8 protein-coding genes are annotated in these 18093 nt (G+C 45.6%); 3 read left to right on the forward strand and 5 right to left on the reverse strand.

Features of this window, described 5'->3' with window-relative positions; all coding sequences use genetic code 11:
• Window positions 1–60 precede the first annotated feature (60 nt).
• Window positions 61–2064 (forward strand): methyl-accepting chemotaxis protein, encoded by a 2004-nt coding sequence (locus AAA952_RS17140; protein WP_338258674.1) that lies wholly within the window; start codon window positions 61–63, stop codon window positions 2062–2064.
• 390 nt (window positions 2065–2454) lie between these two features.
• On the opposite strand, the gene cydX is transcribed toward AAA952_RS17140, so the two are convergent.
• The 4 genes from cydX to purL all read right to left on the reverse strand — a co-directional run bounded on the left by cydX (window position 2455) and on the right by purL (window position 10455).
• Window positions 2455–2571, reverse strand: coding sequence for a cytochrome bd-I oxidase subunit CydX (gene cydX / locus AAA952_RS17145; protein WP_011788717.1), 117 nt, complete (start codon window positions 2569–2571; stop codon window positions 2455–2457).
• A 19-nt stretch (window positions 2572–2590) separates the two neighbouring features.
• Window positions 2591–3730, reverse strand: a complete 1140-nt coding sequence (gene cydB / locus AAA952_RS17150; RefSeq protein ID WP_028761243.1) for a cytochrome d ubiquinol oxidase subunit II — start codon at window positions 3728–3730, stop codon at window positions 2591–2593.
• Between the two features lie 15 nt (window positions 3731–3745).
• A complete protein-coding gene (locus tag AAA952_RS17155; RefSeq protein WP_028761244.1) occupies window positions 3746–5302 on the reverse strand; it encodes a cytochrome ubiquinol oxidase subunit I in 1557 nt (518 codons plus the stop codon).
• Window positions 5303–6573: 1271 nt separating this feature from the next.
• The gene (purL, locus tag AAA952_RS17160; RefSeq protein WP_338258678.1) at window positions 6574–10455 is read right to left on the reverse strand and encodes a phosphoribosylformylglycinamidine synthase; all 3882 of its coding nucleotides are present in this window, start codon (window positions 10453–10455) and stop codon (window positions 6574–6576) included.
• A 279-nt stretch (window positions 10456–10734) separates the two neighbouring features.
• Here purL and mltF point away from each other — a divergent pair, with 279 nt between their 5' ends.
• Window positions 10735–12165 (forward strand): membrane-bound lytic murein transglycosylase MltF, encoded by a 1431-nt coding sequence (gene mltF / locus AAA952_RS17165; RefSeq protein WP_028761246.1) that lies wholly within the window; start codon window positions 10735–10737, stop codon window positions 12163–12165.
• Window positions 12166–12634: 469 nt separating this feature from the next.
• On the opposite strand, the gene tadA is transcribed toward mltF, so the two are convergent.
• Entirely contained in the window at window positions 12635–13159 is a 525-nt protein-coding gene (gene tadA / locus AAA952_RS17170) for a tRNA adenosine(34) deaminase TadA (RefSeq protein WP_445190389.1), read from the reverse strand.
• A 308-nt stretch (window positions 13160–13467) separates the two neighbouring features.
• Here tadA and AAA952_RS17175 point away from each other — a divergent pair, with 308 nt between their 5' ends.
• Window positions 13468–18030: a hypothetical protein gene (locus AAA952_RS17175; protein WP_338258676.1), complete on the forward strand. Its 4563-nt coding sequence runs from the start codon at window positions 13468–13470 to the stop codon at window positions 18028–18030.
• Window positions 18031–18093 lie beyond the last annotated feature (63 nt).

Below are 18093 nucleotides of genomic sequence, written 5' to 3' on the forward strand. Positions count from 1 at the left end.
CAAGACTACAAAGTAAAACTTAGGCTACATTGATGTAACCGTTACCTATAGGATCTTACGATGAATTATAAAAATTGGCCTATTGCAAAACAAATTGGCGCCCTCGCGTTTATTCTCACTCTTCTCATCTTTGGCGTACTGAGTACCGTCTCCTATAAAGCCGCTTCAAATGTATTAGAAGATAAAGGTATCAGTGCCATGAAATCTGAAATGCGTGCAGTTTCAGACATGTTAGAGCTGCAGTACGATAGTCTTCTGCAACTTGCGAGACGCAACGCCGATGTTTTTAAGGAAATGTATCCTGGACAATTTAGTCTGCAAAATAAAACTGTCAATGTGATGGGAGTTGGCTCTCCAGCCCTAATGCATGAACAAGAACAAGTGAACTCATCAAAAAGTAAAGTCGATCGTTTTGCTAATCTAACTGGCGGTACCGCTACGGTATTCGTACGTGATGGCGATGACTTTATGCGAGTTTCGACTTCACTCAAAAAAGCCGATGGCAGCCGTGCACTAGGTACTTCCCTTGGCAAAACACATCCAGGCTATCAAGTGCTGCTCAGCGGTAATGAATACGAAGGTTATGCCAAACTTTTCGGCAAAGACTACATGACAGTCTATCGTCCAGTGAAAGACACACAGGGCAAAGTTATTGGTATCTTATATATTGGCTTCGACATCACCAGTTCCTTAAAACAATTACAAGAAGCAGTTAACAGAATTACCTTAGAAGAAAGTGGCCATTTTCTATTAGTACGCAAAGCAGACAATGTGTTGGTCGCCCATCCTAAGTTCAATGCAGGTGACATCATCACCGAAAGTATGCTTGATGGCTTAAGTGTTGCAAATGCCACCCAAAATGATGCGGAATCCCATTACAGCAATAGTAAAAATGAGCCTATGTTTGCCTATAGCCAAACCGTAACAGGCTGGAATTGGGTGCTAGTGGGTCAAGTCAAGGCAAGTGAGCTTAATGAAGAAAGTATGCAATTGCTCACCATCAACGCCATCGTTGCTATCACTGGGATCGCGCTGATCACAGCGCTATTATCAGTTGTCTTAATTCGCGCACTCAAACCTTTGCATGCCCTCCAAGTGCATATGGAAAATTTAGGCAGTGGCGATTTTAGCCATCACTTAGCGCCATCAGAACCACAGAGTCAAAACGAAGTGGATCGAATTACGACCAGCGTATCAACTATGTCCTCAGAGCTCAGACAATTGATTATTGCATTGCAGGATTCAGTCATGAGTCTAGAGCAACAGGCCTCCAAGGCACAGAGCATCGCGAAGCAAAATGGTGAAGAAGCTCAAGCCCTAATGCTACAAACGGATCAAATCGCAACTGCCATCGAAGAAATGTCGACCTCGATCCGTGATGTGGCTAATCATGCCCAAGATGGCGCAGTTCAAAGCCAGCAAGTGGATGCCGCAGCCAAAGAAGGTCAAAACCAACAGACGAAAGTGGTGCAGGATTTACTCAAACTCAGTCAGCAACTCAGCAACAGTCATCAATCGGTTGAAAAAGTCAGCCATGAAAGTGAAGCGATCAGCAAGGTGACCGAAGTCATTAACAGCATTGCCGAACAAACTAATTTACTCGCATTAAATGCAGCGATTGAAGCGGCGCGCGCAGGCGATCAAGGTCGAGGCTTTGCCGTCGTTGCCGATGAGGTGAGGACTCTCGCCCAGCGGACCCAGTCATCCATTGTAGAAATTGGCCAAACAATTGAAAAGCTGCAAACTCAAGTGAAAAGCACCACAGAACAAATGAGCCAAAGTCATCAATTAGGAATGGAATCTGCAGCACAGGGTGAAGCAACGGGTGAACAACTGAAGGAAATCACCCGTAGGATTGGCGAACTCGCGATTAGCTCACGCAATATTGCCTCGGCTACTGAGCAGCAAAGCAGTGTTGCACTAGAGATAACCCACAATTTGCATCAGATCAGCGAACTCGCTAACGAAGGCGAGCACCGTGCCACTGAAACAGTGCATTCTGCCAATCAACTGTCTTCCTTAGCCGCCGCCTTAAAACACCAAATAAGCCAGTTTAAGGCCTAACTCAAATACAGACTTAGATACAGAGTTAGTGCTTTATCAAACGTTAAATGCCGCCCTAACAGGGCGGCATTTTTTATAACAGCAGTACATCAAAACGATAGGAGCCACATTTAAGAAATGGGATTTGGGACTTTGATTTAGGAGCCTGACGTGAAGGAATAATGGAGAAAATATCTAAAACCATGCAGAGCAAGCATCTGCAGAGAGCACAATCAAAAAACAATGATATCAGACCTATTCGCTGCAGTTACATCACCACTCTGCAGCGAAGTTAACTGCTTGGCCTAATACGATAACGCAGCTCTACTTCAAACTAAAATAACCTCAGCCCATCAAAAAATCCCAATAAAAAACCCCGCTGATGCGAGGTTTTTAAATCGAGTTTAGACGTTACTCGGCATCTTCTGCCGATCTGTCCATGTTCTCTGTATTCTCAAGCCACAGGGCATTGATAATCCCAAAAGAACAGGCCAGCAAAACCCCTAATATCCACGTAAAATACCACATAGCAGATGCTCCTTAATGCCTAATAGAGTGAGGCTTTGTTATCTTCAATATGCTTACGGCCGATACGACCAAACATCTTGTAGTAAGTCCAGACAGTGTAGCTCAACACTATAGGTACGAAAATCGCTGCAGCAGCAGTCATAACACCTAAGGTCATTTTACTGGCTGTTGCATCCCACATAGTCAAACTGACGTTAGGGTTAAGTGATGATGGCATGACGAATGGGAACATTGCTGCACCGCAAGTCAAAATCACCATAGCCACAGTGAGTGAGCTGAATAGGAACGCAAAACCTGAACGGTTAAAGCGGCTAACCAAAATCACTAGCAGAGGCAATGCCACACCTAAGATGGGGAACAGCATAGTGATGGGGTATTTGTCATAGTTGGCAAGCCAAGCACCCGCTTCAATTGCGACGGTTTTCATGGCTGGGTTAGAAACCGCATTATGGTCCAGTACTGAAGTCACTACATAACCATCAATACCATTGGCTAACCACACACCCGCAGCAGCAAACAACACAGCCACTAACAGTGCGAAGAATTGCGTGGCTTTCGCAGCACGAACACGCAGCTCACTGTCAGTCTTCATTTGTAGCCAAGAAGCGCCTTGCATCATAAACATGCTCACGCTCACAAGACCTGCCAGCAAACCGAAAGGATTCAACAGGCCGAACAGACCACCATGATAAGTCGCACGTAGGAACTCGTCGAATTCAAAAGGCACACCTTGCAACAAGTTACCAAAGGCCACGCCTATGATTAGCGGAGGTACAAAACCACCGGCAAACAAAGCCCAGTCCCACGACTTACGCCATTTTGGATTTTCGATTTTAGAACGATAATCGAATCCGACTGGACGCATGTAGAGGGCAAACAGCACTAACATCATGGCGACATAGAAGCCAGAGAAAGACACTGCATACACCATAGGCCAAGCGGCAAATAACGCACCACCTGCTGTGATTAACCACACTTGGTTGCCGTCCCAATGGGGAGCAATAGTGTTAACCATGATACGGCGCTCAGTATCGTCTTTGCCTATAATTGGCAGTAACGCACCGACGCCCATGTCAAAACCATCAGTAACCGCAAATCCGATGAACAGTACGCCGATCAGAGCCCACCAGATAACTCTTAATATTTCATAATCAAACATAATGAAATCCTCTGCTTAGGCTTCTAGGTTCTCGAAATGATAACGACCAGTTTTCAAACTGCTCGGACCAATGCGGGCAAACTTAAACATCAAGAACATCTCAATCACCAGCAGTACAGTGTAGAACAAGGTGATAGAAAGGATACTGAACCATAAGTCGCCAGTCGTTAAGCTTGACGCAGACATAAAGGTCGGTAGTACCTCAGAAATCGTCCAAGGTTGACGACCATACTCAGCCACAAACCAACCACACTCAATCGCGATCCAAGGCAATGGCAAGCTATAAAGTGCAGCTTTAAGTACCCATTTTTTCTCGGCGATTTGATGACGTGTGCTTTGCCAGAATGCCGCAGCAAATACGAACAACATGATAAAGCCTAGACCTACCATCACACGGAAGCTCCAGAAAATCGGTGCTACGTTCGGGATAGAATCTTTAGCTGCTGCTTTAATTTGCTCTTCAGTCGCATCGACCACTTTGTCTGTGTAGCGTTTCAGTAAGAAACCGTAGCCTAAGTCGACTTTCGCTTCTTCAAAAGCAGCACGTAGTTCAGGCGTTTCTTCACCCGCACGCAGTTTCACTAGCATGGCATAGGCTTTCATACCGTTACGGATACGCACTTCATGCTCAGCAATCAAGTCATGAATACCAGTCACTTCTTCATCTAACGAGCGTGTTGCCACTATACCCATCGCATAAGGAATTTTGACTGCAAAATCTGTTTTCATGGTTTCTTGATTCGGAAAACCGACAGCAGTAAAGGCCGCTGGAGCAGGCTCTGTATGCCACTCAGCTTCAATCGCTGCTAACTTAACGCGCTGTGCTTCACCCACTTTATAGCCAGATTCGTCACCTAACACGATAACCGACAGAATCGCCGCCATACCAAAGCTAGCTGCAATCGCGAATGAGCGACGGGCAAAAGGTAAGTCACGTTTCTTGAGGATGTAATAAGCACTGATCGCCAGTACAAACATGGCACCCGCCACATAACCCGAAGCGACGGTGTGAACAAACTTAACCTGCGCGACAGGGTTAAACACAACCTCAGCGAAGCTGGTCATTTCCATACGCATGGTTTCGTAGTTGAACACTGAACCCACAGGGTTTTGCATCCAACCGTTTGCCACTAAGATCCACAATGCCGACATGTTAGAACCAAAGGCCACTAACCAAGTCACGACTAAATGCTGACGCTTAGTGAAACGATCCCAACCGAAGAAGAACATACCCACGAAGGTAGATTCAAGGAAGAAGGCCATTAAACCTTCAATAGCCAGAGGCGCACCAAAGATGTCCCCTACGTAATGCGAATAGTAAGACCAGTTAGTACCAAACTGGAATTCCATTGCCAAACCTGTGGTAACCCCCAAGGCAAAGTTAATACCAAATAACTTACCCCAGAACTTAGTCATATCTTTATAAATTTGTTTATCTGTCATCACATACAGTGATTCCATGATAGCCAGCAAAAATGCCAACCCCAAAGTCAAGGGAACAAATAGGAAGTGATACATGGCTGTCAGCGCAAACTGCAACCGCGATAGCTCAACAACCTCTTCAACAATCATCGGTGACTCCTTACTTGGTGCGTCCAATTGCTATGACATAACCCGCGTCAATCACAGCAAGTGCCTTTGTAGGATAGTGAGTTTTCATTTTGTGTTTATATCTGCGACAACAGTATAAACCGTTAAATTTAATCTTTTGCATTAGTTCGAAGCAGCAAGGGCTAAAAAGTACCAATATCTGTTGCATATTGAGACGCGAGTCACACTATCACAAGTAACTGAGACCGACACCCTACCACTCACTCAATCAAATGATTTCATCGATATAAATATCAGATAGTTAAGATATTTATTCATTTTCATTTGTGGCTATTTTATACCACCTCGCTTTGATGCAAATCAATCAAACTCAGGGGTTTAGGTGGGTTTTGCGGTGAGGCACACACTTCCCCACCAGAGAGGATTGACAATCGATAAAAACAAGAGTAGTGAGCAACCATTAATTGATATAAAGTCATACTTTCACTAACTAGGCAGCAAAAATAAGCTCTAATCATCAAAAAACCAACAAATAAATAATGTTGCAACAAATTAACTAAAAAATATTGTCACAAATTTAAGTGTCCTATAATTTAAAACCTTTAAAATCAAATATAAATACATATAAATATAAAAAATCACAATAACACACTCTAAAATACATTAGTTTTAATAATGAATATTTGTATTTTTTCTCGTTTGAGAAGCTAACCTAAGTTGTTTAATATATGTCCTGTGTTAAGGAGACAATTTGGTAGAACTGGTGTCGTAGCCCAGCCAAGACCAACTTCGCGCACATAGGTACTAACTTTTGGTGTGGAGATATCGATATGACTAAATTATTTGAACGTCTGGTTAACAGCTACAAGCGTGTTTTTGTTGAACTTTATACAGCTAATGAGCTGAAATAATCCCCAGAATTACTCGTGAAATTAATTGCATTTATGTGAAGTTTTGTTAGCGCAAAACGGGCCCCCATCTCCCTGAGATTGGGGGCTTTTTCTATATTAAGACCCTAGCATCCCCCAACAACTCCAGAACCCCATAAAACACCACGCCCCGTATCAAATGCGCAACATACCTATTAATAGGTATTTACCGATTAAAGTGGCTATTTTGCCACTTTAGTCCATTAGATTATTTGCAATAAGCGTTAATAATTTGAAATACAATCACTTCCATAAAATGCATTTTATATATAAAAAAAGGAGCGAAATTATCGCTCCTTTTTTACGCTTTCATTAACCTGCTTTTGCCCCTCAACAAAGGCAAAAGCCGTTGACTTTAAACGCTTAACCTAAGGTCACTCGTGCATTACGGAACATACGCATCCAAGGGCTATCTTCACCCCAAGCATCTGGATGCCAAGAGTTCGCGACAGTCCTGAACACACGTTCTGGGTGTGGCATCATCAAAGTCACGCGGCCATCAGTCGTACAAATCCCTGTCAAGCCATTTGGCGAGCCGTTCGGGTTTTGTGGATACTGAGTCGCGATATCACCCTTACCATTGACAAAACGCAATGCAATTGTGCCTGACGCTTCGGCAATCGCCAGCGCTTCAGGGCTGGCAAACTCAGCCAAACCTTCCCCGTGTGATACGGCGATTGGCATACGTGAACCTGCCATACCTTGGAAGAATAGCGACGGACTCTGTTGCACTTCAACTAAGCTGAAACGCGCTTCAAAACGCTCTGAGCGGTTACGCACAAAACGTGGCCAATGCTCGCTTCCTGGAATGATTTCTTTCAGGTTTGACAGCATTTGACAGCCATTACACACGCCAAGGGCAAAGCTTGAGTCACGTTCAAAGAAACGAGAAAACTCATCGCGAGCTCGCTCATTAAACAGAATCGACTTAGCCCAACCTTCACCCGCACCTAATACATCACCGTAGGAGAAGCCACCACAGGCCACTAGGCCTTGGAACTCCTCTAGGCTGATACGGCCAGATAGAATGTCCGACATGTGTACGTCGCGGCTTTCAAATCCGGCGCGATCAAAAGCTGCTGCCATTTCCACGTGGGAGTTAACGCCCTGCTCACGCAAAATCGCCATCTTAGGCGCAGCGCCCTTAAGGATATAAGGTGCGGCAACATCTGTGCTTGGATCAAAACTTAAGTTAACAGTTAAGCCTAAATCGGTTTCGTCTTGCTTAAGTTTGAACTCTTCAAGCGCGCAGGCTGGGTTATCACGTAGAGCTTGCATACGATACGTGGTTTCTGACCACACAGTACGCAGCGCCACACGGGTATCACTGAAGATTTCACGCGCGCCATCTTTAATGGTGATGCGTTGATCGTCGGCTAGAGTTCCGATCACATGGCAAGGCACGCCAGCGATAGCAAACTGAGCGGCAATTTTCGCAGCATTGTCACGGCTCACTTGCAGTACAGCGCCGAGTTCTTCATTAAAGAGTCGTTCTAAATCAGTGCCCTGCAAGTCTTCTACATCTATGTCTAAACCTGTATTACCAGCAAAAGCCATTTCCACTAAGGTAGTGAATAAACCACCGTCGCTACGGTCGTGGTAAGCGATAACCGACTTCTTAGCCACCAGATTTTGCATGGTTTCGAAGAAACCACGCAGCAGTGCAGCATCGTCAAGATCCGGCGCAATATCACCCAGCTCACCAAACACTTGAGCTAAACAAGAACCGCCTAAACGATTTTTGCCCGCACCTAAATCCACTAACAGTAAAGACGTTTCGCCTTTATCTGTGCGTAGCTCTGGCGTCACTGTATTGCGAATATCTTGCACCACACCAAAGGCGGTAATGACCAATGACATAGGTGAGGTCACGGTTTTATCCGCGCCATCTTGTTGCCATGCGGTCTTCATCGACATAGAGTCTTTACCGACCGGAATGGTCAGGCTCAGCTCTGGACACAGTTCTTCACCTACGGCTTTCACCGCTTCATAAAGACCCGCATCTTCACCAGGGTGACCCGCGGCAGACATCCAGTTGGCAGAAAGCTTAATACGCTTAAATGAACCGATATCAGCACCAGCGATATTCATGATTGACTCAGCCACAGCCATACGGGCAGAGGCGCCAAAGTCTAGTAGCGCTAGCGGTGTACGTTCACCCAGTGACATAGCTTCACCGGCGTAGGTATCAAAGCTTGCCGCTGTGACCGCGCAATCGGCCACAGGCACTTGCCATGGGCCCACCATTTGGTCACGGTTCACTAAACCCGTAACTGTGCGGTCGCCAATAGTGATAAGGAAGGTTTTATCCGCAACTGTAGGCAAGCTCAGTACGCGTTTAACCGCTTCTTTAACATCAATCTTGTTTTGTTCGAGCGCTGGCGATACGGCTTTTGCCGATACCACATCGCGGCTCATCTTAGGCGCTTTGCCTAATAAGACTTCGAGCGGTAAATCGATAGGATTATTGTCGAAATGGCTGTCGCTAAGCGTCAGGTGTTTCTCCGCTGTCGCTTCACCCGCAACCGCAAACGGTGCGCGCTCACGCTCACAGATGGCAGTAAATAGCGCGAGGTTTTCAGGGGCAACGGACATCACATAACGTTCTTGTGATTCGTTACACCAGATTTCCAGCGGACTCATGCCTGGCTCATCCGAAGGCACGTTACGCAGATTAAACAAACCTCCGCGCTCGCCGTCATTCACGAGCTCAGGGAAAGCGTTCGACAAACCGCCCGCGCCCACATCGTGGATAAATTGGATAGGGTTTTTATCGCCAAGCTGCCAACAACGGTCGATCACTTCCTGACAACGACGCTCCATTTCAGGGTTTTCACGTTGCACAGAAGCAAAGTCGAGATCTTCACTCGATTGACCCGATGCCATAGATGAAGCAGCGCCGCCACCCAAACCTATGTTCATCGCTGGGCCACCCAGCACAATCAGCTTAGCGCCAACGGTGATTTCGCCCTTTTGTACGTGTTCTTCACGAATGTTACCTAAACCACCGGCCAACATAATGGGCTTGTGGTAACCACGGACTTCAACACCGTTGTGGCTGCTGACTTCCTGCTCATAGGTACGGAAATAACCGACCAATGCCGGACGACCAAACTCGTTGTTAAATGCCGCGCCGCCGAGTGGTCCTTCGGTCATGATGTCCAGCGCGCTCACGATACGTTCTGGCTTGCCATAGTTACCTTCCCATGGTTGAACAAAACCCGGGATTTTTAAATTGGATACACTAAAGCCTGTTAAACCCGCTTTAGGTTTAGAACCACGACCCGTTGCGCCTTCATCACGGATTTCACCACCCGAACCAGTTGCAGCGCCAGGATAGGGGCTGATGGCGGTTGGATGGTTGTGGGTTTCCACTTTCATCAGGATGTGCATAGGTTCAGTGTGGTAGTTGTATACCCCATCAGGATCGGGGAAGAAACGACCCGCAACCGAACCTTCCATCACAGCAGCGTTATCTTTGTAGGCAGATAACACGTGATCAGGCGTGGTTTCAAAGGTGTTCTTGATCATCTTGAACAGTGACTTAGGCTGAACTTCACCGTCAATGGTCCAATCTGCATTAAAAATCTTATGACGACAATGCTCAGAGTTCGCCTGAGCAAACATCATCAATTCGATGTCATGGGGATTGCGGCCTAAACGGACGAAGTTTTCGACTAAATAGTCGATTTCATCTTCGGCTAAGGCGAGGCCCAATGTAGTGTTAGCCACTTCAAGTGCGCGGCGACCTTCGGCAAGAATATTGACACTCTTAAACGGCGCAGGCTCAGTGCGTTTGAACAGCACATCGGCTTTGGCAAAATCATCGAGGATAATTTCAACCATGCGATCGTGCAGCAACGCATTTAAGGTTTGTTGCTGAGCCGCTGTCAGTGCATCTGACTCGACATAATACGCAACGCCTCGCTCCAAACGCTTCACTTTACCAAGGCCACAATTGTGCGCGATGTCAGTGGCTTTTGAAGACCAAGGAGAAATAGTACCGGGGCGAGGAGTGACAAACAGGAGTGAACCTTGGGGGATATGAGCTTCTATCGCAGGTCCATAGGTGAGAATTTTTTCAAGTTGCTGGCGTTCATTTGTGTCGAGCAACTCGCTCAAATCCGCTAAATGAACATACTCAGCATAGATTTGGCGTACCGGAAGCGCCGCGTTTTCGCAGGCCTCCATCAGCTTTTGCACCCTAAACGTCGAGAGTGCAGGGGCTCCGCGGATGATCTCCATCACGTCTATTCACCTTATTATTTATTATTGCAGGGGTCAGAGGTGGCGCTATTATAAGGAAATGTCTGTCACAAATCACCTGCGACCTTACGCAAAACAGTGTTTCCTGTGATATAAAAAGCCCAGTATTGTGTCGGCTGTACTTTCCCCCAGAATGATTTTTTTTCGAAATCGCAGACAAACGGATATAATCCCACCAATGTCAGCCAGTTCACCACTAATGCCCCACTGTTAACTCGCTATCTATAATATTGATTTTATTTACTATAAGTACATTTAATGACTCGATTTCTGTTCGCTCTTATCTTAGGTTTCCTACTGACTGCCTGTCAGCAGGTGACCGTGGACGAAACAGAATTCGTGCCGAAAAAATTAACTGAGCTAAGAGTCGGTACACTTTACGGCCCACAGATTTATATGACCTCGGGCCAAGGTGATAGCGGTTTCGATTACGATATGGCGGTATTGTTTGCCGAATACTTAAATGTGCCCTTAAAAATGGTGCCCTACACAAACCGTATCGAGTTGTACGAAGCCCTCAAAAAGAATGAAATCGATATTATTGCTGCAGGCATGACAGAAACGCCCACAAGGCGAGAACAGTTCCGCTTAGGTCCACCGCTATACCGGGTGAATCAAGTGTTGGTGTATCGCGAAGGCATGCCAACCCCAAAAGACATCAGTGACTTAAAAGGCAAGATCACCGTTATCGCCGACTCTTCCTTCGTCGAGACCTTGACCCAGTTGCAAAAGCATTATCCAACGCTGGTGTGGGATCAAATTACCGACAAAGACAGTGAAGAGTTGTTGGCCATGATTGCCAACAAAGAAATTGACTACACTATCGCCGACTCCAGCAGCGTACAGATCAACCGTCGCTACCTGCCCGACCTACGCTCAGGCCCTGTGCTAGAAGAAAAACTCGATGTGATCTGGCTGTTACCTCCCACTCACAGTGATGAACTTATGAGTAAATTGCTGGCCTTTTGGCACCAAGAGAAGCTTGCCGGCACGCTGGATCACCTCAACGAGAAATACTTTGGTCATGTAAAACGCTTCGATTATATCGATACTCGCGCATTTATCCGTGCCATTGAGACAGTATTGCCGCGTTATCGACAATTATTTGAAACCCATGCAGGCAATTTAGATTGGCGTAAACTGGCAGCAACCAGCTATCAAGAATCACATTGGAATCCTAATGCCCGCTCGGCCACAGGAGTGCGTGGCATGATGATGTTGACTCAGCCAACCGCCAAAGAGATTGGGATCACCAACCGACTCGATGCCGAAGAAAGTATTCGCGGCGGCGCGGCGTATTTGAACGATATGATCAACCGCCTGCCAGAATCGATCCCCGAGAGTCAACGCATGTGGTTTGCGCTGGCCTCTTACAACATAGGATATGCCCATATTGAAGATGCACGTAAGCTTGCGGAATCGATGGAGTTAAATCCCAATGCTTGGCGAGATTTAAAAAAGGTACTACCGCTACTGCAAAAGCGTAAATATTATCAAAAAACACGTTATGGTTACGCCCGAGGCAGTGAAGCCGTTCATTACGTCGACAGCATCCGTCGCTACTATGACACGTTAGTCTGGGTGGATAATCAGTCGAAACAACCTGACCCCGATGATGACTCGAGCGACCTTACTGTGGAAGAACCCGTGATTCCTGCGGGAACGTTAAGCCCTGATCAACCTAAATAGCTTAACTCGTTAGCGCTCAGGTGCATGGGCCAAACGACAATCCAACAACTCACTTCTTATATATCAAGTACAGAGTTTTACGTAACAAGAACATCAATATAAAAACTCAAGATGTACGTAGATGTCTTCAACAAGGTGCGATATCAAACAACAGGAGAACCGAATTAAGGTTTGCCAACCTAACTCAAATTTGCGATGAAAAACATCGCTTAGTTCAGCTTATCTGACCAGTGCTATTGCTGCACTCCTGTGCAACTGCTACTGTCTTGGGTTATGACCTAAGATAAATCTCTGTAGGGCATCGATAATAACAATTAATGGGGTCAATATGAGAAGAAAAACCATCAACAATACCGTTGCGCGTCGTCGTACTTTGCTAAAAATTCGTCATCGCCGTATTTTAAATCGTCAAAAACTCTTCTTTACTTTTATTCAGTCTCAGGATTAATCCTGTCACGTTAATCGGCACTTACCCAATAGCTTGCTGCGCCTTTTGAGCCTGTTTCAGGGCTTTTTTCTCTTCCCTGCGACGTTTAAAAAAACGACTCAATTGCGCGCTACAAGCATCGGCCAGCACCCCTGATGTGACTTCAACTTGGTGATTAAACGCCGGATGTTGCAATAAATTCACCACAGTACCCGCTGCACCCGTTTTTTCATCCCGTGCGCCAAATACCACACGAGCAATTCTGCTATGCACCATAGCGCCCGCACACATAGCGCAAGGCTCGAGGGTGACATATAAAGTCGCATCTAAAAGACGATAGTTTTCGACCAAACGCCCCGCTTCCCGCAAACATAAAATTTCCGCATGGGCGCTAGGATCGTGCTGGCTAATGGATAAATTGTAACCCATCGCAATCTGCTGGCCGTCTTTGACCAATACCGCACCCACGGGCACTTCGCCCTCGGCCTCGGCTTTCTCGGCCATCTCCATCGCGACTTGCATCCAATGTTCGTCTAACTTCATTTGGTCCACTAGGCTGTCACTCATCTGTAAAAATACGGCAATTATACCTATAACCAATAAAAAAGGCGCACTTGGCGCATTTAGCCTAGAAGACTTATCACTCTTAAACTATTTCCACTGAAGTATAAAACTAGTAGAAATACCTTTAAAAAAAATCAGTTACAAAAAATCTGGTGTGGTAAGTAACATCTAGAGGAATTACTATGTTGAGAAGAATGCGCACTATAGATATCCCTTTCAATTAAGCTATTCCCATTATCAGTAATTTAATTTTAAAAAGAATAGCATTGTTAATAGGGACAACGCTCCATCCAAATTAAACGAGAAAACACATGAGCGAATCTCTTTGTCGATACTCAAAAAGCCTTGAAATAATCAAAACTGGGATTTTATCACTAAAGGCAGCAGGCGCCGATGGATTTGAAGGTCTCCTTCGCATTGTGTTGACGAATTTGACAGGCATTCCATTTCGTCTTGCTGCAAGTGGGCTACAGGGTGGCATGGACGGAGATGCTGCTCTCCCCCTCGACTCAATTTGTTTCGAAGCCAAGCGATACTCTGGTGATATTCATAGAAATGACGTCTTGACGAAAATAGCGGATTTAGCTCGCAAACAAAGTGCCGCAGATCGTTTGTGGATTCTTGGTGCGACAACAGAGGTAAGTTCACAGATTGCAAGGGATATCCAGGAAGATGGTGACCGATATGCTATTTCTACGTTTATATTGGATTGGACCTCCGTCCCACTCCCGCTTTTAGCTATAGCCGTGGTTGCAGGTGGCGATACTGCCATCGATTTCATCGTCAAAAATTACTCAGAGAAAACGAACCTAACAAAGGTAACTGATGGTGACCTTAAGGCGTCATTCCGAGATATCTTGCATCATCCAGAATTCGAAAATCTCCTTCAAAAGCTCAAGTTGAACCTCAATGTTTCGAAGCTGGCGTTAAAACGAGCGATTGAGTTGAACCGTGAATGGCGAGTTGAAACATTTTGCAACACGCGCTTAGCACAGCAGCGTTTAGGGCAAGGGCTAGCAGTATTAAAAGATAAATCCTTCCCGTCAATGCGCAATGAACTGCGAGATCAAATTGCAAGTGAAACTCAAGCGGGCAAAGAAGTCATACTATTGGGTGATGAAGGCCACGGAAAGTCATGGCTTTCAGCGCAATTGTGTTCTGAGGCTAAAGGCTTGGCGCTATTCGTCAGCGCAGAGCAACTTGAGGGAACATCGTTAGAAGAACTTGATGACTTCCTCATTGATATTTTGATTAAACAAACCAACGAAGTGGCTACTGAAGCACTTAAGAGTCGATGGAGACATCGCCTTCAGGCATGGAAACTTGCACCACCACAAGCTCAGATTTTGGTCGTTATTGATGGTTCAAACCAACGTCAAGACCTCCGCTGGGACAAGCTGATTAACGGTATACAATCCCGACTATCCCAAATTGGAGGTAGGCTAATTGTGACTGTCAGGCCTCACTTTTGGCGGAAAATAATAGCAAGGGGAATAGCATTTACCCCCACAGTCATTGAAGTTCCTGAATGGTCACCAATAGAGCGCGATACGCTGCTTACATACCATGGTATATCCCTTGATTGGCTCGACCAACAAACACTGAAAACACTCCAAAACCCAAGGTTACTCAGCATTGCCATTGCGACACTTCCTCATAAGGAGGCAATGGCTTGGAAAGGGTTGACAACCGATAGGCTGCTAATGGAGCACCTTCGCGCGTCACAGCTTGAAAACTACGAAGACGAAACCTTCACGGACTTGACCAACCGCCTCAGTACACACGCAACAGAGGTGTTAAAGCGAGTGCAGGCATCTATAAACGAACCGCCTCAGAACTTTAAGGCAGATTCCAGCGCTGTCATTGAGACACGTTTCTTCCGAACACTCCCGGGGCCTGGTGATCAGTACGAACTGCGTGAAGAGGGTTTGACTCTCGCACTCGGCTTCACGCTTGTCGACCAACTTTGGCGAACGCTTTTGGCAGAACAGGATTTAGCCACTCGGATATGCCAACTTGTCGAGCCGATACAGGCCATGGACCGAACCGCTGATGTGCTCTTTGCATCTTTATTGATCTGCGTGCTCGACGACATACGGTTCGATACTAAAATCTTTTCTGGTCTACTGAATGAGTTTGCCAATCTCCAAAATGTGGATGACCGTCGCTTTGAGGAGTTCGTTGGAATTGTAGTGCATCAGCCACAAGCGCTTTTTGATATATTAAAGATTCTGTGTCTCGAAAAAGGGCGGAGGATAAATCAAGACTGGTTCATCCACGCCGCGTTTGAAGTCACGCTATCTGAAAAAGGATGGCAAGCGGCTGAAGCCGCCATACATCAGTGGCTTCACTGCTATAACAAGGATCCCGTTGAACAGACTAATCGTTACCACAGGCGAAATGACTCAGAGTACGAAAAACAGCTTGAGAGAAAGAAATCTGAAATCGAAGATACCTTGTCTTCTCTATCTTCTTTTGAAAAGCAACTACTAACGCAGATGACCGAGGTATCAAGCGAGCCTGACGAATTGTTTACGATGGCACTTCGGCTACTGGCGGGCCGCTCCCTCGTTGACTTCGCTGATAGTTTTGTTGCAATGGGCTTAGCGTTTTCATTGAGTAAAGATATGTCTTTTGTACGAAAAGCATTTCAGCAACTTACTACATTTAATCGGGTGGAGCGCGCCGCAACCAGATATTCCTTCCTCAGAGCGATTGAGCCACTACGCACCAATACTACTTCGAAAGGGGCTCAGTGGACGATTGTACGAATGCTTAATTCGAGCGGTGAAGAAGTTGACGCGACAGAGGCCGATGCGATTGCTGAAGAGCTACGAAAGGGGTGGTATAACTTTGAACCGCCATCACCCGACAAATGGCGTCAGGTTAAAGTGGCAAATCCTGACGCTACTCGACCAACAGATATAGAGCAAGGGATCCAACAATTCACAGCTCTTGCTCCCGATATGATGTTGCAGACAATGATGGGGCAAAGCAGCGAAGACCACAGCTTCATACAATTTCTGCCAGTTGCATGCCGATTTGAACCCGCAGTCGCTATTGAAAAAACTCAAAGTCTCCTTGCTGGGTTGTTGACAAGAACAGGACTTCCTCTGCGCCAACTCATTCTGAACAGTGAAGATTACATTCCATTGGTCCCCCCTGACTTAGCGAAGAACTTGCTCAATAGAATGGTGGAAAGCGATGCCTTTGAGACACTGCCAGAAAATGATCAAGCGATTTGTAAGATGTTTGCGTTTTACTATGCCGCCGCACAAATTTCAGCAGATGAACAGCTCAAATACATGACAGGCAAAATCTTCGGGTCAAACTATTTACTAAAAGTCATCCCAAGCCTTAAACGACAACCAACAGAAGCAATCGTCGCAGCACTTCAAAAATCACTAGAAAGTAACGATAAAGATGCTGCGTATGGAGCTCTTTCGGCTGCGCTATATGGAAACACGCAGATAAATAGTGAACTTGAAGAGCTTATATTAAAGTGTTTTCTTTATGATTCTTCTATGCTTCGCTCAGTTATCTATCAATTAGCGGTGCTCAATGATTTGGAGCGTGTTCGACAGATGCATACGGTAGATAGATGGAACGCAACTTCAGTTGACGAAAAAACTGATGAAGAGTGGTTCGGCTCTATGCTATTGGTCGAGGCGTGCTTTCAAAACGAATTATCAGTTGAAGAGCTTCTAAATCGGATCAGCCATAAGACTTGGTTCGCATCAGCCAATAGATTAGGAACAGCATTTGCTAAACCAATGGTAGATTGCTTTGTACAACGACTTCGTTGCGGGATTACAGCCACCTGTAAGATACAACTTCCACTTGCAGACTTTGAACTCTCGAGAACTGAACCTGATCCATATGCCTTCATATCTATCGAAGATACAGCTCGAGAAGATAGACGCTTCCCTAAGCAAAAGAGCTTAGGGGAAATTCTAGATAACGATGATTATTTCGACGAAAAGCAAAACAGACTCAATGCAGTAACGGAGGCTTTTTTCGCAAAACTGAAAGGCACTGATGCAGAACTCTTAGTTAAAGAAATTACTATAGACAATCTCCGACGCCTAGTTTTTCAAGTGCCTTCGCTGCTCGATGAACTGCTCAACATTTTAGAGCAGACAGGCACTGCTAAATTCGTTTGGCTCAAGAACTTGGCCTTTGCCGTGGCGAACCTGCTTTCCTCGAAATATCCAGAAAAAGCTGTGACATTGCTAAACCGAGCAGCAACGTCACAAGGTTTCGTAACACTAGCGTTGGGAGACAAACTAACCCTTGAGCATCAAGCTATTTGGGGAAGCGAAGCGTCTGAACCAATAGAAAAATTGTGGTATCAAAGACTTTTAGGTGCTGAAAATGATGCAGTTCTTGCGCGAGAAATACTCGCAGCAGAGCGTTTTGGTGCGGCTGACTTTATCACATCATTGATTCGACAATTTGCTTCCAGCGAAGATAGTTTGGATCAAGCATACGCCATAACGATTGCAGGATACTCGGCCCAGTCTGATAAACACGTTGGCATTATTGATAAACACATCAATGGTAAAGGTATATGTGCACAAGCAGCTAAACATGCATTTACAGAGTATGAGAATGCTCTATGGACACAAAAATGGGTTCAAAATATGTGGGACGCACCAACACAAGAAGAATTCTGGCTAAATCTAATTATTGCCAAAACCTGCATGGATGCACGCATTAGTAGGCAACCTCCGACAAATTGTAAGTGGTCACATTATGCCCCAATGTTTAACAATGCAAGGGAGGACGCAATCAAAGAAAGAGAGAAGGAACGAAAGAAGAGGCTTATTGGACAGGAAAAGCCTGATCCAATCTTTGTTACTTCTGTTGGATAAATACTCTAAGTGATTTTTCAGGCCTCAATAACTGCAGCGCACATAAACAAGAACCCCGCCTTT

The organism is Shewanella sp. M-Br (assembly GCF_036245925.1).
GTDB lineage: Bacteria > Pseudomonadota > Gammaproteobacteria > Enterobacterales > Shewanellaceae > Shewanella > Shewanella oncorhynchi.